Raw genomic sequence first — 21989 nt, forward strand, 5'->3', positions numbered from 1 at the left:
CAGCCGCGCCTTCCACACATGATGGTGCGGGGGTTGCTTGAATCCCCCCGCAACTTTGGTTGCTCTGCACCCCGGTTTTTGGGTGCAGTGAGCCTCAGACCTATCTAATGTACCTAAACTTACCGGCTGCTTGCTCCCTAGCTCTGATTTTTCACCTCAGGGCTAAAGGGGGCAAGCTCCCGGGTGCAGGTCAGGGGCGGAGTGTGAGCCTCCGCCCCTGACCTGAAGCTCCCCTTAGCTCTTAGGAGTAGACGTGGGGTGCCAGGGTTACGATGCAATCAAGGTTGCGGTAACGCTCAGCAAAGTCCAGGCCATAACCCACCACGAACTCAGGTTCGATATCCCAGCCAACGTACTTGACCTCAACATCGGTCTTCACGCTCTTGGGCTTGCGGAGCAGAGTGCAGATTTCCACGGAGGAAGCGCCGCGAGAGACCAGGTTCTGTTGGAGCCATTTGAGGGTTAGGCCGGAGTCGATGATGTCCTCAACGATAAGCACATCGCGGCCGGTCAAGTCGGTATCCAAATCTTTGAGAATACGGACCACACCGGAGGACTTGGTGCCCGAACCGTAGGAGGAGACTGCCATCCAGTCCATGGTGTAGTGAGCTTTGAGAGCGCGCGAAAGATCAGCAACTACCATAATGGCACCCTTAAGCACGCCAACGAGCAGGACGTCCCGCCCTTGGTAGTCCTTATCAATCTGAGCGGCTAGCTCCTTGATTTTGGCGTCGATCTCTTCTTTGGTGAAGAGAACGTGCTTAATGTCTTTCTGTACATCGAGTGCGTCCACAGTTGATCTTTCTGCTGGGGTAAAAGAGGAAAGTACCCTACCGTGGGGATTGGGTAAGGCATACGTTCACTCTTAAGTATGGTTTATGGGGCGGTGTTGAGTAAAACGATGAGGCCGGTTTTCTTGAGGTTTATTTCTTGTCGTCCCCGCTTGAGGGTAAGGCCGGGGCGGCGGCGATAAGCCTTAACGTGGCCAGGGAGCTGGAGTGGCCCTGCCACAGAATGTTCCCGGGTGAAGGTTTCTAGGGCGGCCAAGCGCTCAAAACTAACGGACTGACCCCCAGCCTGCGCCAGAGCCAGGGCTAGGACGCGGGTACGCAGGGCTGGGTGCAGATCGGCCAGACTAGCCCGGTCAAGGAAGACACACCGGTGGGAGCCGTCTAGGGGCACGGCCAGTGCCGGTGCTAGCCGTTGGTCAAGTTCTTGGGGGGTAGGCGCTAGTTCCTCTGCTCTCACCAGTACGCTATCCAGGGCCTGGCGGGCGGCCCGGTCCAGGTAGTTGCTATCTGCACCGGTGATTGCGGCGGTTCGCGCCAGGGAAAGGGCAACGCCACCGCCTAGGTGCTCTTCAAGGTAGGGCAGAATACTGTGCCGTACCTTAGCCCGCATCAAACTCTGGTCTGTGTTGGTGGGGTCATTCCAGGGTTCTAGCCCCTCAGCCCGGCAAATCTGATCGATATCTGCCCGGCGCAGGGCCAGCAGGGGGCGCAGGTAGCCGGTGCCTCCGTCCTGCCGCCAGACAGGCATACCTGCCAGGGAACGGGTTCCGGAGCCCCGGGCTAGACCCAGCAAAACAGTTTCAGCCTGATCGTCGAGAGTATGCCCCAGGGCTATGGCCCCAGCGCCGGTTTCAGCGGCAGCCTCTTTAAAGGCGCCGTAGCGGGCTAGGCGGGCGGCCATCTCGGGGCCTTCCTTACTCTCTGCTACCTGAACGGTACGCACCAGTACCGGGTTCAAGCCCATACCTGTTAGTGTCTGGGCGGTGTCTGCGGCGACCTCCGCTGAGCCGGCTTGAAGCTGGTGATCTACCACGATAGCCCCCACCCGGATATCGCCCCGCCGGTTGAAATGCGCCAGCAGGCTAGCCAGAGCCAAGGAGTCGGGGCCACCACTCACAGCGGCAAGGATAAGGGGGGCGTTTTCAGCGCCGGTAGACGGTGCACTACCGGTGGGTGCAACTGTGCCTACACCAAAAATACTGTCCAGGACGCGGGCCACTTCGCGGCGGGCGGCCCCCACCACCGGGTTCAGGCGGCTCTTACGCATCTTGGCCATCAGCCTTAGTCTCCTGCCCAAGGACCCGCTCAACCCAGAGCATAGGCTCATGAATTTCTTTGACCGTGGGCAGGTTCTCGGGGCCCTCCCAGATACGGTTGAAGCTGTCCATACCCACCCGGTCAACAAGAGCCTGCACAAACTTCTGCCCGTTCTTGTACTGGGCCAGCTTGGCATCCATACCCAGAAGTTTGCTCATAAAACGCGGGAAGAAACCCTGGTTATTGCTCCGCTGTTCAAAGCGGCGGCGAATTGTCTTGACGCTGGGGACGATGCTGGCATCGACCGAGTCCATCACCACATTGGCATGGCCTTCCATCAGGCTCATCACACCGGTTACTGCCTCCATGAGCTCACGCCCCCGGTCGCTCAGAAGCAGGGTGGCCCCGGCGGGGCGGGGTTCCTTGCCTTCCCCAGGGGCCTGGTGTTCTTTCATGCTACGCACCGTGCCGGTGGCGGCGGAGGCAATCCGCTCGGGCAGGTTATCGGTCGCTTGGCCCAGCTCATGCCCCAGCTGGTGAATGAGGTTGAGCAGATAGTCGCGGAGCCAGGGGGCGGCGGCAAACTGAACCCGGTGGGTCTGCTCGTGCAGAGCAACCCAGAGCCTAAAATCTGTCGGGTCAAGGTTCAGCTCTTTTTCTAGCATCATCAGGTTGGGCGCTACGATCATCAGGCGGCCGCCGCTTGGCCCGTGCCCGGCAAGAGCGGCAAAGGGGTCGTACTGGCCCAGCACACGGGTCGAAAGAAAAGCCAAGACGCCACCTAGCTCGGCTGCTCCACCGGTCTCAGTGAAGGCCTGTTCAAGGCTCGATAGGCGGGACAGTCGCTCTCCCAGTACCTCCTGGGCAATCGGGCCCAGCATCACGTCAAAGGATTGGGTATTAGCTTTAACCCAGGTGGGGCGGTCAAGGACCAGAACCTCAGAATCGTGCAGGTTGGCGGCTGCCTCAAGGCCGGTAATGGCGTACACATGGTCTACAGCTGCTACCGCCGCGTACCGCATTTCTTCGACGGCCTTACGCTTTGCCGCGGCCTCCGCACGGGGGCCAGCCGGGGCCAGGAAACCAGCGACCTTGTGGGCCAGAGAGAGATTGACGGGGAGCTTAGCGGGGCTAGATGATGCCTTCATGAGAACCCACTTTACCGGGTTGATTTCACCGCATAAACATCAAGCCCATTGTGGCCAGTCCCCCTGGGCTCACAATGGGCTTGAATATCTAGGTCTTTAACCTTGGCTCTTCTAGGGTTTCCCCTGTAAGAGACAGAGAGGCCTTAGTGGCCTTCCTGCTTGAAGCGCTCCTGGGCTTCTGCAACCAGCTTCTCGGCAAAGGCACGGTCTTCCCAGCCCTCACCCTTAACCCACTTGCCGGGTTCCAGGTCCTTGTAGCGCTCAAAGAAGTGCTTGATTTCGTCCTTGAGCTGATCGGCAACATCGCCGACTTCCTGAATATGGTCATAGCGCTTGTCAGCGGGTACACACAGAACCTTATCGTCGCCACCGGCCTCGTCGGTCATACGGAAGACACCGATGGGGCGTGCTTCAACCAGCACGCCGGGAACAAGGTCAACATCGAGAATGACCATGGCATCCAGCGGGTCGCCGTCTTCACCGAGGGTGTTCTCAAAGTAGCCGTAGGCGGTGGGGTACTGCATGGAGGTGAACAGTACGCGGTCCAGACGCAGACGGCCGGTTTCGTGGTCAATTTCGTATTTGACGCGGGAACCACGGTTAATTTCAATAGTGACATCGAGTTCCAAGGGGAACCTCCTGGTTGAGTGGTGTACAAAGGGCCGCATAAGAGCGGCCGGTCCAGCTTATTAGTCTATCCGAGAACAGGCATGCTCAGTGTTTTTCCCCTGATAGGCGCGCTGGTGTCACCCGTATTACGCGGGAACGGTTTGTCATAGCAGGCCGGGCAAGCCAGCCGGTAGCTTACGCCCGCTACATATAACCTATATAGAGGACACGCATCTGCGCTAAGGGACCGAAACATACGGAGGTTATATGACTGCTTCTCGCCAACGCCCGCTTCTGGCTTGGGCACTGACCGGTATGCTGATTGCCGGTTGCAGCGCAGCGGGCATGTGGGCACTCCCCCGCTGGCAAGAGGCTGACCGTCTTCAGCAGCAGGCCCTAGCCCCCACCCTTGAGAGCACCCAACCCGATCTTGAATCGGTATCGGCTGGCACCCCCGTAGATACTGCGACTCTAAAGGCCGATATTGACCAGGTTCTGGGTTCGTTAGGCCAAGGAACAGTCTCAGCCCAGGTAGTTGATGCCGAAAGTGGGCAGGTACTCTACAGCCGCGATGCCCAGGCATCTCGTATCCCCGCATCGAATATGAAGCTCCTGGTGGACTATGCCGTCCTGGCAACCGCGCCCCAAGCTCGCCTCAAAACCTCTGTTGAGCTCAACGACCCCGCTACCCTAACACTGGTCTCCGGCGGTGACAGTCTCCTGGTTCCCGGCGAATCAAACCCCACCGCTGTTGTCGGTCACGCCGGCATTGAGACTCTCGCCCAGCGCACTATCGATGCCCTCAAGGCTCAAGGAACCACCAAGCAGAGCTTGACCGTCAACCTTGATACAGGGGTCTTTACTGGGGACTCCTTTAACAGTGAGTGGGCCCAAGAGGATATTGAGTCAGGTTTTATCAGTGCCGTGACACCCCTGGCTTTTTACTCCCACTACTCCCCCACAGCAGACGGCTCAGCCGCCAGCACCAACCGCCCCAAGAATGCCCCCGCAGAGGTCCACCAGAGCTTCATAGCAGCCCTGAACCGGCTGGGCCAGGCAGAAGGGCTGAGCTTTACGGCCGGGATCACCACCGAGGAACACCTTCAAGGAACAGAATTGGCAGCGGTAGAATCAGCTACCCTAGCTGAGCAGTCAGCGCATATGATGCTGGAATCGGATAACAGCCTGGCTGAAAACCTGGGCCGTAATCTCTCGGTGGTCACAGGCGGTGACGGCTCTACCCGAGGTGCCATTGATGCCGTCAGAACTATTCTGGCTGAAGCTGGTTTACCCACCTCATACACCCAAAAAGATATCAGTGGCCTCTCCATGAATAACCGGGTCAGCAGCGACCTGCTCACCCAGCTAACCCTGCGGGCGGTCACAGGCAGCGCTTCCGAACGCCTTGCCCTTGAAGGGCTCCCCGTTGCAGGCTATAGCGGAACGCTAGGCCTAGCTACCCGGTTCAACGATGCCGATGAGGCCGCAGGCCGCGGCCTGGTGAGAGCAAAGACGGGCACACTCAACAGCGTGCTCTCACTCACCGGTTACACCGTCACCGGCTCAGGGCGGGTGCTGGTCTTCTCCGTCATCATGAACGATCTTGACGATACAAGAGCCGCTAAGAGCACGATAGACCGATTTGCCGCTACACTCACCGACCGCTAGACAAAAACCCGCACCTACTTGTCTAGGTGCGGGTTTTATTCCTTGGCCGTTCCGGTCTTAGCTCACCCAGGTTCCGCTGCGCCAGGTCCAGTTGATGGTAGTACCACTTTCAAAGGTGACGCGAACTACCCCATCGGCCCAGCGAGTCTCGTCGGTAACAGGGAAACCTAAAACGCTAGGGCCGCCCATGGCATACCAACGACGAGAGATTGCCCCCCGACCAGCAATTGCACGTGCCCCTGTACGCGGGGTCCAGTAGACAGAAGTCACGTAACCTCCGCGCGCAAAATCTTGACGCATACTGCCCATGTAGCTGTACTCAGAGTTCATGGGGTAGCCCCAGTTAAATTCGTACCGGTTCCGGGCAAACTTATTACCAATCGCACCGGGCCAGTAGACGTGCTGGGCTCCGTATTGGGGGGACCAGTAGATGGTTTGGTGCTTGGAGAAGTTCTGAATGAGGCCCCCACCTACTGAACCGAACTGCTCACCTAGCGGTTGCCCAAAAGCACCTTCCCCACCGTGCTGGTAGTAGTACTGCCCAATGACACCCTTAACCAAGCTACTGTCTTCAGTCGGTTCGGGTACTGGCCCTACCGGTTCAGTGGCGGTGATGGTAGAAACGTAGTCGTTGGGGCCGCGGCCTGATTCGTAGCGGTAGATACCCACATTGCCCAGTACACGCCAAGGCAGTGAGCTGCCGTAGCCGTAGCAGAAGCCAATACCGATGACGTTTGCGTAGGGGGATAGGATGGCAGCGCGGTGAGGGGGAGAGCTCTTCCAGAAGTTCAGGAGCTGGTTGAGGTCGTCATTGTAGGAGAGGGCAATAACCTCACGAACGAAGCTATAGCCCTGAACCTTAGCATTGTAAATAAATTCGGTACCGTGGGAGAAGTAACCCGCTTTGAACTGGCGGATTGCCTCGCCTTCCATAACTCCTGCAACGGTCGCCGAGTGCTTAACCGGAGCTAGCCCATACTGGGCACGGTAGGCGTTAATAAGGTCGAGTAGGGTCTGCTGATCGGCAGCAAGCCGGTCGTGAGATACTCTACGGATATCTGAAGCAGCGGCTGAGGCGGAAGTCATGGCAGAGCCGGCAGCCAGGCCGGAGAGAGTAAGGATTGCAGCCTGTCGACGAGTGGGCCGAACTGCGCGTGCAGTTTTAAGAAGACTCTTCATGCTGGCTCCTTTTTCTTGTGCAATGAGTGAGCAGATAAATTTTCTGAACACAACTTTATAGAATCGTGACCTGATTTTTACTCTTTTCACATGATTTTTTGAGTCTAGAACCATAATCATTCAGAGCTCCCCAATCGCAGAAGAAGACTCCTGGAGAGTATTTTGCCTTTTCAGGGCCTAATAATCTGCAGTTATACATATATTCCTGGCAGACGGTAATTAACCAAAAAATTAAAGCTACTTCCGCGTGGCGACTATACAAAACCGCACCTCTCAAGCAGGCCAATAAGCCCTTGACATGCGAGAACATCGAAGCTCCGCACAATCAATATTTCCCGCTTCAACAACTGCTTAACAAAATAAAGGCACCCCCAATTCAACCCACAGGGTGCCCGAAAGCATTGATTCGTGGCGCAGGACATAGCCATTCAAGGGATTACGTGTTTATCCCGTTTGATAAAAGGAGTTATTGTCTCTAAGTTTATGTTCGATACCAATTAGTAAATTATTAGAACAAGTGTTCCATGTTTATAGCATTGGTCCGAACCTTTTGATGGCACCCAGACGCTTAAACTGTCAGCCACCCTTGCTAGCCTTGGGTACAGGAAACCCAAGGAGCAAGATGTTCTTTATTGACTCAGAAACTACCTATGCAGAGCAAGAGGCGCGGCTTGAACCTGTCGGGCAAGACCTCATCTACTCAGCCACAGATATAGTTCTATCTGCCCAATGCCAGTTTGCTACTCTCTACGCTCTCGATCAGGCACTTGGCCGGCTTCCCCGTATAGAGATAAGCGAAAATATACAGCGATCCCGCGCCGCCGCCCTTGGCCAAGCCCATGAAGAAAGAGTGCTGGCAGACTTCCTTAACCAGTATGGCCCCTGGAACGAGCTGACAGGGAGCGGTGTCTACCAGGTTGAGCCACCCACCAGCTACAGCAGGCAAGATCTGCAGGCCAAGCGAGATGAGACCCTCATGGCCCTGCATGCAGGTGCAGATGTGGTCTTCCAGGCTTCTTTCTTTGATGGGGAGTTCCACGGGCGAGCAGACTTTCTGGTTAAACAAGAAAACGGTACCTATCGTGTAGTTGATAGCAAACTGGCTCGTACTGCCCGTGTGCCCGCCCTCCTTCAGCTAGCTGCCTATGCAGACCAGCTCCACCGTGAGGGTATAAGCCTTGACCCTCAGGTTTCCTTGATTCTGGGCAACGGTGTTGAATCTCTGCACGAGCTGGCAACTATAACCCCTGTCTTTGAGGAGAAGCGAGAGCGCTTTCAGTCCCTCACCGCCGCCCATCGACTAGAGGGCCAGGCTCCGGTGAGCTGGCAGACTCAAGGGTTGGGGCCAGCTCTGAGCCGGTGCGGGCGGTGCGATATTTGCTTAGAAATGGTGCGTCTTCACCGAGATATGCTCCTGACCGCCGGTATGAACCCCCGCACTCGGCAAGTCATCTATGAAAGGTGCGGTATCACCACCATCGATGAGCTGGCGACTTTGGCCGGTAATAAGCAGCTCCCCGGCTTTGTGCGCCGCTATGCGGAGCAGGCGGCTCTTCAAACGGGGGTAGCCCAACCCGATGGTCGAGCCACTTTCCGCCGTAATGGTGTCGAAGATGAGGTCACCTACAAGCTTCTCCCTCGCCAGGCTCTGCGGCTGCTTCCCCGTGCCAGCGCAGGAGATCTCTTTATATCCCTCCGTAGCGATCCTTTCTGGCGCGACGAGCAGGCTACAAACCCGGTGCTGATGTGGGGGCTCACCTATTCTTTTGCGGCAGTTCATCTGCCAGAAGATCCCGGTGAGCAACCCAGTTTTAGTCATTTCTGGGCGCAGAGCAGGTCAGCGGAAAACCGTCTGCTGACCGATGCCCTCAGCATGATTCACCACCAGCGTCAGCTCCACCCCGGGCTGAGGGTCTACTATTTTGGCGCTTCTACCTTGGCTACCCTCCAAGAACTCGTGTCCCTGCACGGTTCCGGGGAGGCTTACCTGACCGACCTCCAACGGGAGAACGTGCTGGTGGATCTGTCCGAGGTCATGCGGCGGGCTATGCGGGTCAGCACCGGGACATCCGACCTGGCAGCGCTGGAACCGCTCTACCTGAGCGGACTAGAAGAGAAACTCGACATACCCGCTACCGTCTATGCCGACTACTGTCAGGCGCAGGCCGATGGTCAGGTTGAGCGGGTATCAGCGATGGAGGCCGCTCTGTCTCGTGATTCCTACCGCACCGGCCTCTCTCTACTCCAGTTGCGGGCCTGGCTCCTTGGACTGGCGGGCCGCTCCGTTGATCAGGAGCTAGCCCAACCTGCTCCCCTGGTTGATGTTAATGACCTCCTGGTGCAGGCTGGGCGAGCTGAAGATGAAAGCGCAGAAGAGCGCGAACTCCGCCGGTTTGTACAGGCTGTTGATTCTGGGGGCCAGGTAGAAGGCACCCAGTTAGAGGGCACCAGGCAAGCTATCGCGATGGTGGCCGCCGCGACCGGCTACCACCGCCGCGAGCGCCGCCAGTTTTGGTGGGATCACTTTAACCGGCTCACGGCCCCGCTGGAGGATTGGGAAGATACCCGAGACATTCTTCTGCTGGGCAGGCTGTCTGTCGTGAGTGACTGGCATAAGCCCGAAGGTGCCAGGTCGGTTTCGCGTGTGCTCAGCGGGGTGGCAAGGTTGGCTCCGGGGTCTTCGGTCAAGGTGGGCAACAGTAACCTGTTTGCTATGTACGCGCGTCCCTTTCCCCCTTTCCTGGAGGTGGAGGCTCGTCAGCAGGCTCTGACCTATGCGGCTCTGCATGAGGGGGTTCTGCCGGTTGAGCCAGAACGGGCGGGAGCATTTAATACAGAGATTGTGGAGCTTGCGGAAATTCCCGAGGAACAGGTCGGTCAGCCGCACCTAGTAAAGCTGACGGTACGGGAAACCCTACGGGGTTTTGGGGAGGAAGCTGCCAGTCCTTATGCTCAGCTTCCCTTGGCGATTACTCCTGGCCAGCCTATTCCTACACGTGCTCAGGAGCAGTCGCTAGCTGAGCTTGCCTTGCGGACTGCACGGTCTTTGCCCGAGCTACCGCAGTCAGCGGGTACCGACCTGCTCCTGCGGACCCCACCCCGCCTGACCGGCGGTGGTGAGCTACCTCAGCCCAGTGAGTTCGTGGAGAGCCACGGCTCTCTGGCGGGGGCGCAGGCTATCTACCGGGCAGTGAGCCGGCTTAAGCGGTCCTATCTGGCGGTGCAGGGACCGCCCGGTTCGGGTAAGACCTTTGTGGGGTCACATGTGATCGGCAGGCTGGTGGACTCCGGCTGGAAGGTGGGCATTGTGGCCCAGTCCCACGCGGTGGTAGAGAACATGCTCCTGGGCTGTATCAAGAATGGTCAGGTTGACCCCGATGCGGTAGCCAAGGGTGCGGGTAAGAGCCAGACCCCCGACTTTCCCTGGCGGGAGGTCAGTAATGCGGACGTCACTCGGTTTATGGACGAACCCGGAGGCCGAATTTTTGGCGGCACAGCCTGGGACTTTGCCTCCGACCGCAAGTTCCGTGGGGAAAGTCTTGACCTGCTGGTCATTGATGAAGCCGGCCAGTACTCACTGGCCAATACCCTGGCGGTGGCCCGGTCCGCTAAGAACCTTTTGCTCCTGGGGGACCCTGCCCAGCTCCCCCAGGTGACCCAGGGTGCCCACCCCTACCCCGTGGACGAGTCAGCCCTGGGCTGGCTCTCTGCAGGCCGGTCCGTGTTACCTGCTGAGTTCGGTTATTTCTTGGATATGAGCTGGCGCATGCACCCGGCTCTCTGCGCCCCGGTATCTGAACTTTCCTACGAGGGTAAGCTGATTTCTGCACCCGTGGGGGAAGAGCGTCACCTGGACGGTTGGGCACCTGGAGTCTACCTGCGCACTGTGGAACACAGCGGAAACTCCACTTTCTCGCCCGAGGAAACAGCCGAAGTTATTTCTCTGGCGCGAAGTTTTATGGGGCAGATGTGGACCCCTAACCGTCAGAAACCAGAGCAGGCAAGCCCCTTAGAACCCGAGGACATCATTGTTGTTGCCGCCTACAACGCACAGGTAGATATGATTCGTTCTGCTCTGGTTGAGTCAGGATTAACTGACGCAGAAGGCAAGGGTGTCCGTGTGGGTACAGTCGATAAGTTCCAAGGCCAGGAGGCACCTGTGGTGATTATGTCGATGGCAGCATCCAGTGCCGGGGATAGCCCCCGCGGAACAGACTTCCTGCTCTCGCCCAACAGGTTGAATGTCGCTCTGTCCCGTGGCATGTGGGCGGCTGTGGTGGTCTGCTCCGACCGTTTTACCGACTTCTTACCTGCCAGCCCAGAATCCCTGGCCCAGCTCGGCGCTTTCATTCGACTTGAACAGGCTGCCCAATCCCTGCCTGCGCTTCCGCCGCCTGCTTCTACGACCGATTTCTCATCCACCGGGAGTTAACGTGAACCTCAAACCCACCAGCCGTAAACGCGGCCCCTACATCTTCCACTTCGAGGGTCAGACCGTGGCCCTGGGGGAAGCCCGCTACCTGCACCGCATTAACGAGCGCCTCATCGAGCAAGGCTACAGGACCAGGCCCACCTATTGGGACCAGGCCTACCTGGCTGATCTCTCTATGACCAATCCCGAAAACTTTAGCGTCGCCGCCGAACAGTTCGATCTTCCCAGCCAGGCTGACCAGCTCAACAGCGTGGGTGTGGATTGCACCAGTAGTGAGTTCTGGTCTGCCATGTACGCTAGGGCTTTCAATGCCGCGAGCTGGGGTGCAGACTGCGATGACACCCTCTATATGCCCCAGCTACCAGATTGGCTAGAACGCTCTAGAGCTTGGTCTATTGACCCGCTTGCCCCCTACGAGGGGGGCGGTGAGCCAGACCCTGCCGGTGGTTGGGTGAGGGTGCGGGAAACCCCTGGCGGTAATCAGCCGCTCGGGCTTTTCCAGCTGACCAGTAATACCTCCTTCTGGGTCTTTGGCTCTGCCCCTGACCTTAAACAGATAGTCCGTCTGTGCCGAGAACTGGCGCGGGAGCGAACCGGTTTTGATCGGATGGTCGCCTATATGGGCTATGATCTGACCTGTAGCAGCATTTGCCTGCCGATAGAGTGCCGGCGGCCGCTAGAAGAAGAACTCTTTCTTGCCGGAGTGGATGCTGAAACCCTTTTTTGGGACAAAAACTAACCCCCTATAGGGCTTTCAGTAGGGCATACTTAGAATTGTGTTTGTACTGACCTTTATTGCACGTTCGAAACATGCTGACTTGGCCGCCTTGGAGTCCCGCCTTGATCAGTTGCACCCGGCAGTAGCGTTTACTCAGACCTACCCGGATGAGCTACAGGGCGCATTTGCCACCAGCGAGGATTCTCTAGCCGCTGCCCTCTTGGGGGCGCGTCAGGCGAGTTTTTGGGTGGGTATTGGTGTCGGTGAGCTAGCCCAGCCCCGGTTTGCCGCCGCCCTGGGAGCGGTAAGTACCCCGGAGTGTTCGGGGCCCGCTTTGAGCCTGTCGCGGTCAGCCGTTGAGCAGGCACAGACCGGTGCACCACCGCGCGGTATTTGTCTGCACGCCGCCGGTGATTCCGCCGTCCGCGCCGACCGGGTAACCGGCCTCCTGCGTCTGCTCTACCGGGTGGCAGCGGCCCGCACCGAAGCAGAGTGGCGTGTTCTTGACCTGATTGTGCCCGGGGTACGTGGCCAGCAGAAGGCAGTAGCGGCAGCGCTCGGTATCAGTTCCCAGGCGGTCAGTAAGACCCTGGTCAGGGCCTACTGGCATGAGGAGTTGGCCTCCCGCGCACTGCTTGCCGAGCTCATGGATGAACTCAACCGTGCCCCGCAGGGAACCCACCAGCGGCCCCGACGCTAGAACGACCTAGCTTGTCAGGTCAACCGACTTTTTCTTCTGGACAGTTTTACCCACAAGGAGAGCCAGCGCGGAAAGAGCACAGATCACCATTGATGCTCTCATCAGCTCTACCAGAACCGGTGGCCACCCTGCTACTGAGGCCAAGTCTCCGAGATCTGTGAGGTGGCTGAGGCATACTAAGACCCAGACAAGAGCGCATACTCTGCCTGCCCCTCTGTGGCGAGCTAGAACAGCTATCTCCATGAAAGCCCACGTCCAGTGGTGGAGCCACGAAACAGGTGAGAGTAGGCAGGTGGCAACACCGATTAAAGCGGTGGCTGCCAGGAAATCGTCAGTCTTGATGAAGCGATCTGCCAACCAAAAGGTTGCGATTAGGACTCCCACCAGAAGGGGCGCAAGCAGGAACAGAGAGTGGGTCTCGAAGAGCCGCTCGCTGATCCCCTGCAGTGAGCTATTGCCAGAGGTCGCAAAATTCTCGCCTAAATCAACAACTGTTTCTAGCTCTAACAGCCGCGAACTGAAGTAGTTGAAGGTGGTAGCGGGAAGAAAAACAGCGCTCACCACAAGGGTTACAAGGCCGGTAGCCGATGCGACCAGGGCAGGTTTCCAGCGGGCGGTCAGCACAAAAAAGAGAATAAAGAGGGCTGGTGTGAGCTTGATTCCGGCAGCTATGCCCAGAAGCACCCCGCGCGGTAGGTAGCGCGACGGAGGGCGAGTCATGTCAGCTAAGCAGAGAGCGACCAAGATGAGGTTGATCTGCCCGAAGATAAGGTGCTGGGCAACAACATTGGAGACCAAAGAACCTGTGAAAAGAACGGTAAACCATAGCAGGTAAGACTTAATCGCCAGGTTGGGTCGGACATACCTCAGTGAGCTTGCCAGGATAAAGCCGAGGGCTAGTGCGTTGAGGAAGGTCCACACACCTAAGCCCAGAGGCTCAGGAAGCCAGCTTAGCGGGGTCAGTAGGATAGCGGCAAAAGGGGTGTAAACAAAGGGGAGACCCTGGGGTACATACTCACCGACGATGTTCTCCGCATAGACGTTGGCACCCTCGAACAGGTAGGACCCAACACCCCGGTAAACACCGTAGTCAACCGGCCCATAGACCAGTGTAGAAGACAGCAGAGCGATTCGCGCTCCGGCAACAGCGAGAGCCAACAGACAGATAGCGATTAACCCGTATCTGCTTCTAAGCGTCATGGTTCCACCGTATGCTCCGGGTAAAGCACTGCATTTTCTCTCTTAGAGTAGCTCCCGGATGATAGGCACCACGCCATCATCATAGACCGATAAAGTCACATCTGTAGCGAGCTCCGCGACCTCGGGCAAGGCCTGACCCATAGCCACACCACGGGCAGCCCATTGAATCATTTCGCGGTCGTTGAGGCCGTCGCCAATAGCGATGGTGTGCTCTGGCTTGACGCCCAGTCCTTGCCTGATCTCTTCGAGGGCTGTTGCCTTAGAGACATCTTCTGGAGAGATATCTAGCCAGGCGCTCCAACCTACAGCGTAATTGACCCCGCTGAGGCCCAGGTTGCTAATGACTTCCTTAAAATCGGCAGGAGTGTCCTCAGGTGAACAAACAACTACGCGCACCGCTGAGTCCATAGCGGCCATCTGGGTACGGCTTACTTTAGTGGTCTTAACCCCAAAGGACCAGTCTTCAAAATTGTCAGTAGCATAAACGGTGCCGTCGGGGGCCTCCAAAGCCAAAGATGCCTGAGGCAGACGCTCCTTGATGGTTGTAATGGCTGAGGAAGGATCAAAACTGACCTTGTTAACGACCCGATAGCCCCCCTCTGCCCCTGGATCTATGCTCACAGTAACAGCCCCATTGGAGCATACGGTATAACCCCTATCAAGGCCTATGAGCTGAGCAATAGGCAGGGTAGCGCCTAGGGAGCGGCCGGTGGAGATCACTACATGGTGCCCGGCCGCAGCTACCTGTCTGGTCGCTTCTTTGACGGCTTCACTCATCTTCCCATCGTGGTTAACCAAGGTCCCATCCACGTCAAGGGCCACCAGGTAGTGGACCCCCGGCTCTTTCCGCCAGTCAGACTGCCGCAAGGGCAGGGTTTTCATATCTTTAATGCTGTCTATCACTCTATCTCCGTCTCTCAGGTCAGGTTCTTGCACCGGGTGCATCGCCTTGCCGCAGGGTAGGCCCCCTATCAGCTGGCCCCAGCCACTAGCTATGCCAGCAAGGTTCATGGCCTCTTTAGCCGCCCACCCCTGACCAGACTATACAGAAAATCTCTCCTGTGAAAATAGAAGCAAGGCAGGGCCTAAAGGTTTATGGGGGGCCAGAGGCCTTAAACTAGAGAACATGTCTTTAGCTGACCTTTCTGAGAGCACCCAAAACTACCTAAAAATTATCTGGAGCATTACCGAACATTCTTCAGAACCGGCTAGTACCTCCGTAATAGCCTCCCGAGCCGGAGTACGGCAATCGTCTGTCTCGGATGCCATCAAACGCCTGCGCCAAGCCGGGCTGGTCCAGCACCAACCCTACGGCGCTATTGAGCTCACCGAAGAAGGCCATCGCTACGCTCTCTCTATGATTCGCAGGCACCGCCTCATAGAAACTTTTCTGGTAGAGACTCTGGGCTACAGCTGGGATCAGGTTCACGATGAGGCAGAAGTACTGGAACACGCAGTATCGGATACCCTCATTGAACGCCTGGATCAATTTTTAGGGCACCCCAGCCGAGACCCTCATGGGGACCCCATCCCCTCCGCTTCAGGGGAGATGACCCACCCACCGATGGCTCCGCTGAGCCACTACGCAGGTTCCCAGGAGTATAGGCAAGAACTGCCCTTAACCCTTAAGGTTGAGAGAGTCTCCGACGCTAACGCTCAGACTCTCAGGGCCTGCACCCATCAAGGGGTCATTCCCGGTACTCTTCTGACCTTACGTGAGACAAACACGGGAGGCCAGCTAACCGTTCATAACGGTCAGGGCCTCCCGCTCAGACTCAGCCCAGCAGAGACAGAGGCGATCTTCGTGTCTCTGCCAGCAAGCTAGGCTACAGTTGCCATTTTGCGAGCCCGCCAGTGAGCCAGAATTCCGTGCCTAGGGGCAAACAGGTAGGTGATCCCAAAAATCGTTCCTAGAGCTAGGACTACGGTACCTCCTACGGAAACATCAAATAGGTAGCCGCAGAAGAAACCCAGTAGAGCCCCGCTTACCGATACCGCGATAGAGATAATGAACATGGAATTGAATTTATCGGTCAGTAAGCGGGCAGTAGACCCTGGAATGACCAGTAGAGCCACCACCAAAACAACTCCCACGATCTGAAGAGCCAGTACCGAAGTCACTGCCAGGGCCACCAACAAAATAGCTGAAAGGGCACGCGGGTTGAGCCCGATAGCGTGAGTGTAACCAGGGTCAAAGGCGTAGAGAATCAAATCCTTACGCTTAATCATAAGAATCGAGATCACCAGAGCAGCAAGCACTACTACCTGCACTAGATCTAGCCATGACACTCCCAGCACATTGCCAAAGAGCACTGAGTGCAGATCAACCTGAGAAGGGAAGGCAGATAGTAGGACCAGCCCGAGGGCAAACATGGTGGTAAAGACGATGCCTATAGCAGCATCTTTACGAACCCGCCCCCCAGATGAGACGGATCCGATTAAAGCCACAGCAGTAAGAGCTGCCAGAACCGCACCAATGGCATAGGGGATACCCAAAATGTAGGATATCGCTACACCCGGTAGAACCGCATGCGAAATACCATCACCCATGAGTGAAAGCCCCATCAGCACTAGCCAGCAGGACAGCAAGGCACAGACCGTGGCGGCTACCACCGTTACGAGTAGCCCCCGTTGCATAAAACCATAGCTCAGAGGCTCGATAATGAGTTCGTACATGCTAATTTGCTCCTGCCTGATTAAGGGGGTCTACTCCAAAAGCCCGAATAAGGTTCGATGGTTCTAGCACCTCTTGGGGGCTACCTCGTGAGATAACCCTATTGCGCAACAAGACAGCGCTATCCGCTAAATCCGCTAAATTAGCTAGGTCATGGGTGGAAATAAGAATACTGGCACCCGAATCGCGGAGTTCTTTGAAGAGACTAATCAGCATAGCTTCACTCTTTTTATCGACACCGGCAAAAGGCTCATCCAGGAGCAGGATCCGGGCCCCTTGGGCTAAGCCTCGAGCAACAAAAGCTCGTTTTTTCTGCCCGCCGGAAAGGTTGCCAATCTGGCGGTGGGAAAGCTGCTCAAGCCCTACTCTCTCCAAAGCCTGATCAACAGCCTGGACATCCTCTTTTTTGAGCCGCCGGGTCAGCCCCAAGCGCCCATAGCGACCCTGGCTGACGATATCCCGAACCGATAGCGGGAAGCTAAAATCAATGTCCTCGCTCTGGGGTACGTAACTGACCAAGCCCTGGCGGCGGGCCTGGCGGGGGCTCAGCCCAGCAATACGGACTGACCCTGATGCGGGTACCAGACCCATAATGGACTTAAAGAGCGTGGACTTACCCGATCCGTTCATGCCTACCAGCCCACAAATATGCCCAGCCGCCAGGCTCAAGGAAGCATCACTCAGGGCAGCTACCTGCCCGTAGTGCACGGTGACATTGGAGATTTCTAACATATCCTGTGTGTTCTCTACCATGACTAGCCCTAGTCCTTTGAGCCCAGGGCATCAGCGATGAGCTGGGTATCATAACGGATCAAGTCCAGGTAGGTCGGCACCGGCCCACCTTCCTCAGAAAGAGAGTCAACATAGAGTGTTCCGCCGAATTTAGCATGGCTTTCAGCAGCGACCTGCTCCATGGAACGCGCGGAGACAGTTGATTCGCAGAAAACAGCGGGCACATTATTAGTAGCGACCTCCTCAACTATCTGGGCAATACGCTGAGCACCAGTCTGCCCGTCAGAGTTAACTGCCCAGAGGTAGGCTTCTGTTAAACCGGCATCGGCCGCCAGGTAGGAGAAAGCACCTTCACAGGTAACCAGCATGCGCTGATTGCTGGGGAGCTGGGACAGGGAATCCACCAGTTCCTGGTGAACCTCCTCCAGTTGCCCCTTGTAAGCCTTAGCGTTGTTTTCAAAGTCATCGGCGTGTTCAGGGGCGACCTCACTCAGGGCCTTGACGATGTTATCCACATAAACCTGAGCAGCTACCGGGCTCATCCAGGCATGAGGGTTAGGGTAGCCAGCGCCGGCATCCTCGGTGATGCTGATTGGCTCGATACCTTCAGTCAAGATAGCGGCCGGTGCCTTGGAATCTTGCAGGAATTTATCCAACCAGGACTCTAGGTGAAGACCGTTAGCAATGATCAGATCGGCTTCTGAAGCTTTACGCACATCTGAAGGGGTTGGGTCATAACCGTGAATTTCAGCGCCAGCCTTAGTGAGCGATTCCACCTGAACGTACTCACCCCCGATGTTCTGGGCAATATCCGCAATAACAGTGAAGGTTGCTAGGACGTAGGGCTTTTCCGAGTTGGCCTCCCCTGGTTTTGCGGAGCAGGCTGATAGGCAGATCAGGAGGAGAGCTGCGGCCATAGCGAACAGGCTCCTGCCCCAGCTTCTGCTACTGCTCTTGGCCTTATCTGCGTGAATTGTGGAAGTCATCAGTATCTTTCTTGTCTTGAGGGCGGGTTGGGGCGGTTTCCGCTGCTGAACTGCTTTGTTCATAGCTTGTACCGGCCTTATCTTTCACCGCTAACAGCATAAGTTCGTCTAGACGAACTTTTCAACGGTGACACGCCCGCACCCCGGACATCACACAACAGGGCGCCCCCTCCACAGGAGGGGGCGCCCTAAAAACATTTCACGCAAAAACCTACTTGACAGGTATTAACTCAAGACCGCCCATATAGGGGCGTAGGGCCTCGGGGATGCGCACAGAGCCATCAGCCTGCTGGTGGGTTTCTAGGATGGCGACCAGCCAGCGGGTAGTAGCCAAGGTACCGTTGAGGGTAGCCACAGGACGGGTCCCACCCTTCTTGACCTTGCCCTGGGCGTCCACGGTATCGGGCATACGCTCACGCACGTTCAGGCGGCGGGCCTGATAGGTGGTGCAGTTAGAGGTAGAAGTCAGTTCCCGGAAAGCACCCTGGGTGGGGACCCAGGCTTCACAGTCAAACTTACGGGCAGCAGACGAACCCAGATCCCCTGCGGCGGTATCAATCACCCGGTAGGACAGCTCGCACTTGGCTAGCATTTCCTCTTCCCAGGCCAGCATCTGCGCGTGCATATCCTCCGCCTGCTCAAGGGGGCAGTAGACAAACATTTCTGCCTTGTTGAACTGGTGCACTCGGATAATACCCCGGGTGTCCTTACCCGCTGAACCGGCCTCACGGCGGTAGCAAGACGACCAGCCCAGGTACTTCTTGGGCCCCTTAGAGAAATCTATAATCTCATCAGCATGGAAGCCCGCAATAGCGACCTCGGAGGTACCCACCAGGTAGAGATCATCGCGTTCAAGACGGTAAATCTCATCGTCGTGCTCAACATTGAAGCCGGTGCCGTTCATGGTTTCGGGGCGCACCAGGGTGGGGGTGGTCAGCATGGTAAACCCGGCAGCGGTTGCCTGGTCCAGAGCCATCCACAGCAGGGCCTGCTCAAGGCGGGCAACGTGACCCTTCAAGAAGTAGAAGCGGGCTCCAGATACCTTGGCACCGCGAACCATATCGATGCCATCCACCAGCTCGCCGATTTCAAGATGGTCGCGGGGCTCAAAACCGTCGGCGCTAAAGTCGCGCGGCTCCCCCACCTGCTTGATGACCACGTAATCGTCCTCGCCACCGGCAGGGATACCATCAATAATCAGGTTCCCCATGCTCGAAAGCAGCGCGTCCTGGTGGGCCTGAGCGGCCTCCGAAGCCGCCTTAGCCTGGGAGACCTTCTGCGAAAGCTCCTTAACTTCTGCGAGCAGGGCCTGCTTTTCTTCCTTGGCAGCCTTACCAATCTTCTTAGAGAAGACGTTCTGCTCAGCTCGCAGGTTTTCGAACTCTACGATGGCCTGGCGGCGGGCGGTATCCGCTTCAAGGATCTGGTCGATGAGGGTTTCGTCGGCACCTCGGGCACGCTGAGAAGCGCGGAAGGCATCGGGGTTTTCACGCAGGAGGTTAATGTCAATCATGCCTCTAAATCTACCGTAGTTACCCTTCCTTTTGCTGGCGGGGGTCACCTGATAGAACCGATATCCGCCAAGCTTTGCCCCTCTTCTAAGCCAGGGGTGGCAGAGGCGACACCTGACCTGCCATATTTTCAGTATGCTTAGTTCTATGCTATCCCGTTCCGCAACACTAACAGCCCTTGCCATTTCCTCGGCCCTGACCGCCAGCGGTCTCGCTCTTGCTGTTCGACATATCCAGCACAAAAGGCCCGATGTGCTACCGGTCTACCGACCCCTGCACCGTATGATTGAGCCGGGGCCACCCCAGCAGGTCGCAGTTATCTATAACCCCGTCAAGGAGCGTTCTGACTCGGTCAAGAAACTTATTACCGCAGCCCTCGAGCAGGCAGACTGGCCGGGTGCCCACTTCTACGAGACTCAGGAAGAAGACCCCGGCCACGGCATGGCCAAACAAGCCTTAGAAGAGGGTGCCGAGCTTGTTCTAGCGGTTGGTGGTGACGGTACGGTACGCGCGGTGGCTACCGCCCTTGCAGGAACAGGCGTTCCTCTGGGTGTAGTTCCTCTGGGCACCGGCAACCTGCTAGCCCGCAACCTCAAGTTAGACATCACAGACCTGCGGGCCTGCATTAACCTTGCCTTGCATGGGGAAAACTTGGCCGTAGACATGATTCGTATAAGCTTTGGCAACACGGATCAGCTTGACCCGGTTGACTTCATTATCATGGGTGGAGCGGGGTTCGATGCCCAAATCATGACGGATACCAGTGAAGACCTCAAAGCTAAAATTGGTTGGCTCGCCTATGTAGAAGCCAGCATCAGACACATGTTCACCCGCCGTCGCCCAGCCATCATTACCGTTGACGGAGCGGAACCCATCCGCCGCAAAATACGTTCAGTCCTTATTGCCAATACCGGTAAAATTCAGGGCGGACTTAATCTTGCCTCCTCAGCTGAAGTCTCAGACGGCCAGCTGGAAGTCATAGTGCTCACACCCCGAACGCTCCTGAGCTGGATTCGCATGGCCGGGCAGTTCATCGTGCACCCCCGCCAAGCCATCTTCCCCGTAGTGGAACACTTTGTGGGCACCGAGGCCCAGGTAGACTTCCCGCAGGCGCCCCTACCCGTTGAGGTGGACGGGGACGTGCTGGGGGAAACCACCAGCCTCAATGCCAAAGTGCTCCCCGCAGCCGTGAACATCAAGGTCTACCCCGAGGACCTGCAGATCCGCTCACTCACCGACTTGCTCGATGCCCGCCAAGAACTAGCCGCCCAGCAAAAACGCTGGTGGCGGCAGGTTCTGGGCCTCTAAATATGGTGTTTGAGGGAGTCCGGGCGGCCCCCAGGGAAGAGGGATTCTACCCAACTACGAGCCGCGTCGAAAGAGCTTTCATCGTGCACAGGGTCAACCCTGGCAACCCGCTGATCCGCACGGGGGTAAGAGCCCAAAAATAGCACGCCCGGTGCTACCCGGTGCAGGCCGCGCAGGGCATCGCGTACCCGCGCATCGTAGAGGTGCCCGTCAATATCAATAGAGAAGAAATAGGCGCCCAAGAACTCGCCCGTGGGCCGCGACTCAATCCGCGAAAGGTTAATCCCCCGGGTAGAGAACTGCTCCAGCAGGTCCAGCAGGGCACCGGGCCGATCCTGCGGGAGCGGTATCACCAGGGTTGTCTTATCTGCCCCGGTAGGTTCCGGAGTCACAGCGTCACGGGCCACCAAGACGAAGCGGGTCACAGCCCTTTTGTTATCCCCAATATTGTGGGCCAGCACCTTCAACTCCGGGTGAGCCTCAGCAAGGGCTGGCGAACAAATTGCCGCATCGTAGCCACAGTTCTGCTGGAGTAGCCCAAGGGCCGCGCCCGCTGTTGATGAACCCGGCAGGTAGCCCGCTTCCGGCTTATTCTGGGCAACCCAGTTGCGCACCTGAGCCCAGGCATGAGTGTGCGTTGAGATGGTCTGAACGTCAGCCAGGGTTGTGCCGGGGCCAGCCACCAGCACAAAAGTAATAGGGACCAGCACCTCCCGGACGATGCGGAAAGACCCATCCAGGGCGGCGATAGCATCCAGGGTGGCAGTCACCCCGCCCTCTACCGAATTCTCGATGGGCACCATAGCCGCATCCGCCCGCCCCGAACGTAAGGCATCTAGCGCCGCCGGCACAGAAGACACAGGGATACGCTCAGCCTCCCGGGCACCCGGAACGGTCAACAAAGCAGCTTCAGTAAAGGTACCCACCGGACCCAAAAAGGTATAACGCATGAACCCTAGTCTAGTGGGCAAGGGCTAGGGCCTCCGTTTTTACTGAGGAGTCACCTGGGAAACAGCCAATACCGGGGCATGTTTTGCTCATAGCGCCTGCAACACCCATAAAAGACCTGCCCACCC

The 21989-nt window shown here is 57.3% G+C and carries 18 protein-coding genes; 6 read left to right on the forward strand and 12 right to left on the reverse strand.

What is annotated here, in order from left to right; translation table 11 throughout:
* Positions 1-241: 241 nt before the first annotated feature.
* The 4 genes from hpt to ACN08Y_RS02360 all read right to left on the reverse strand — a co-directional run bounded on the left by hpt (position 242) and on the right by ACN08Y_RS02360 (position 3825).
* On the reverse strand, positions 242-793 hold the full coding sequence (hpt, locus tag ACN08Y_RS02345; RefSeq protein ID WP_419099011.1) for a hypoxanthine phosphoribosyltransferase: 552 nt from the start codon (positions 791-793) through the stop codon (positions 242-244).
* Positions 794-876: 83 nt separating this feature from the next.
* Positions 877-2067, reverse strand: a complete 1191-nt coding sequence (tilS, locus tag ACN08Y_RS02350; protein WP_419111723.1) for a tRNA lysidine(34) synthetase TilS — start codon at positions 2065-2067, stop codon at positions 877-879.
* Complete coding sequence (locus tag ACN08Y_RS02355) at positions 2051-3196, reverse strand: zinc-dependent metalloprotease (RefSeq protein WP_419111724.1); 1146 nt, start codon at positions 3194-3196, stop codon at positions 2051-2053. The genes tilS and ACN08Y_RS02355 overlap by 17 nt, the downstream gene beginning before the upstream one ends.
* Before the next feature lie 143 nt (positions 3197-3339).
* On the reverse strand, positions 3340-3825 hold the full coding sequence (locus ACN08Y_RS02360) for an inorganic diphosphatase (protein ID WP_419111725.1): 486 nt from the start codon (positions 3823-3825) through the stop codon (positions 3340-3342).
* A 247-nt stretch (positions 3826-4072) separates the two neighbouring features.
* Between ACN08Y_RS02360 and dacB the strand changes: the two genes are divergently transcribed.
* Positions 4073-5473: a D-alanyl-D-alanine carboxypeptidase/D-alanyl-D-alanine-endopeptidase gene (gene dacB / locus ACN08Y_RS02365; protein ID WP_419111726.1), complete on the forward strand. Its 1401-nt coding sequence runs from the start codon at positions 4073-4075 to the stop codon at positions 5471-5473.
* Positions 5474-5530: 57 nt separating this feature from the next.
* Here dacB and ACN08Y_RS02370 read toward each other — a convergent pair whose 3' ends face one another.
* The gene (locus ACN08Y_RS02370) at positions 5531-6652 is read right to left on the reverse strand and encodes a CAP domain-containing protein (RefSeq protein ID WP_419111727.1); all 1122 of its coding nucleotides are present in this window, start codon (positions 6650-6652) and stop codon (positions 5531-5533) included.
* 622 nt (positions 6653-7274) lie between these two features.
* Between ACN08Y_RS02370 and ACN08Y_RS02375 the strand changes: the two genes are divergently transcribed.
* From ACN08Y_RS02375 to ACN08Y_RS02385, 3 genes are read left to right on the forward strand one after another with little or no spacing between them, the layout of a single operon-like run.
* A complete protein-coding gene (locus ACN08Y_RS02375) occupies positions 7275-11084 on the forward strand; it encodes an AAA domain-containing protein (protein ID WP_419111728.1) in 3810 nt (1269 codons plus the stop codon).
* 1 nt (position 11085) lies between these two features.
* Entirely contained in the window at positions 11086-11823 is a 738-nt protein-coding gene (locus tag ACN08Y_RS02380) for a hypothetical protein (protein WP_419111729.1), read from the forward strand.
* 37 nt (positions 11824-11860) lie between these two features.
* Positions 11861-12502, forward strand: a complete 642-nt coding sequence (locus ACN08Y_RS02385; protein ID WP_419104153.1) for a recombinase RecJ — start codon at positions 11861-11863, stop codon at positions 12500-12502.
* Between the two features lie 6 nt (positions 12503-12508).
* Here the strand turns inward: ACN08Y_RS02385 and ACN08Y_RS02390 are convergent, their stop codons facing one another.
* Complete coding sequence (locus ACN08Y_RS02390) at positions 12509-13702, reverse strand: glycosyltransferase 87 family protein (protein ID WP_419111730.1); 1194 nt, start codon at positions 13700-13702, stop codon at positions 12509-12511.
* Positions 13703-13744: 42 nt separating this feature from the next.
* Positions 13745-14584 (reverse strand): HAD family hydrolase, encoded by an 840-nt coding sequence (locus ACN08Y_RS02395; RefSeq protein WP_419110951.1) that lies wholly within the window; start codon positions 14582-14584, stop codon positions 13745-13747.
* Between the two features lie 244 nt (positions 14585-14828).
* Between ACN08Y_RS02395 and ACN08Y_RS02400 the strand changes: the two genes are divergently transcribed.
* Positions 14829-15527 carry a metal-dependent transcriptional regulator gene (locus ACN08Y_RS02400; RefSeq protein WP_419099000.1) on the forward strand — a complete coding sequence of 233 codons (699 nt, stop codon included), beginning with the start codon at positions 14829-14831 and terminating at the stop codon, positions 15525-15527.
* Here the strand turns inward: ACN08Y_RS02400 and ACN08Y_RS02405 are convergent.
* From ACN08Y_RS02405 to serS, 4 genes are all read right to left on the reverse strand, one after another.
* Complete coding sequence (locus ACN08Y_RS02405) at positions 15524-16384, reverse strand: metal ABC transporter permease (RefSeq protein WP_419099439.1); 861 nt, start codon at positions 16382-16384, stop codon at positions 15524-15526. The two genes, ACN08Y_RS02400 and ACN08Y_RS02405, sit on opposite strands and share 4 nt — an antisense overlap.
* Positions 16380-17129: a metal ABC transporter ATP-binding protein gene (locus ACN08Y_RS02410; RefSeq protein WP_419098999.1), complete on the reverse strand. Its 750-nt coding sequence runs from the start codon at positions 17127-17129 to the stop codon at positions 16380-16382. Before ACN08Y_RS02410 ends, ACN08Y_RS02405 begins: the two co-directional genes overlap by 5 nt.
* Positions 17130-17137: 8 nt before the next feature.
* Positions 17138-18094: a metal ABC transporter substrate-binding protein gene (locus tag ACN08Y_RS02415; protein WP_419110953.1), complete on the reverse strand. Its 957-nt coding sequence runs from the start codon at positions 18092-18094 to the stop codon at positions 17138-17140.
* A gap of 211 nt (positions 18095-18305) precedes the next feature.
* Complete coding sequence (gene serS / locus ACN08Y_RS02420; RefSeq protein ID WP_419104150.1) at positions 18306-19607, reverse strand: serine--tRNA ligase; 1302 nt, start codon at positions 19605-19607, stop codon at positions 18306-18308.
* 145 nt (positions 19608-19752) lie between these two features.
* On the opposite strand from serS, the gene ACN08Y_RS02425 reads away from it, so the two are divergent.
* Positions 19753-20913 (forward strand): diacylglycerol/lipid kinase family protein, encoded by a 1161-nt coding sequence (locus ACN08Y_RS02425; protein ID WP_419111731.1) that lies wholly within the window; start codon positions 19753-19755, stop codon positions 20911-20913.
* Here ACN08Y_RS02425 and pheA read toward each other — a convergent pair.
* Positions 20910-21863 carry a prephenate dehydratase gene (gene pheA, locus ACN08Y_RS02430; protein WP_419104148.1) on the reverse strand — a complete coding sequence of 318 codons (954 nt, stop codon included), beginning with the start codon at positions 21861-21863 and terminating at the stop codon, positions 20910-20912. The genes ACN08Y_RS02425 and pheA overlap by 4 nt on opposite strands.
* Positions 21864-21989 lie beyond the last annotated feature (126 nt).

This window comes from Rothia sp. P5764 (assembly GCF_048512965.1).
In the GTDB taxonomy this organism is placed as follows: Bacteria; Actinomycetota; Actinomycetes; order Actinomycetales; family Micrococcaceae; genus Rothia.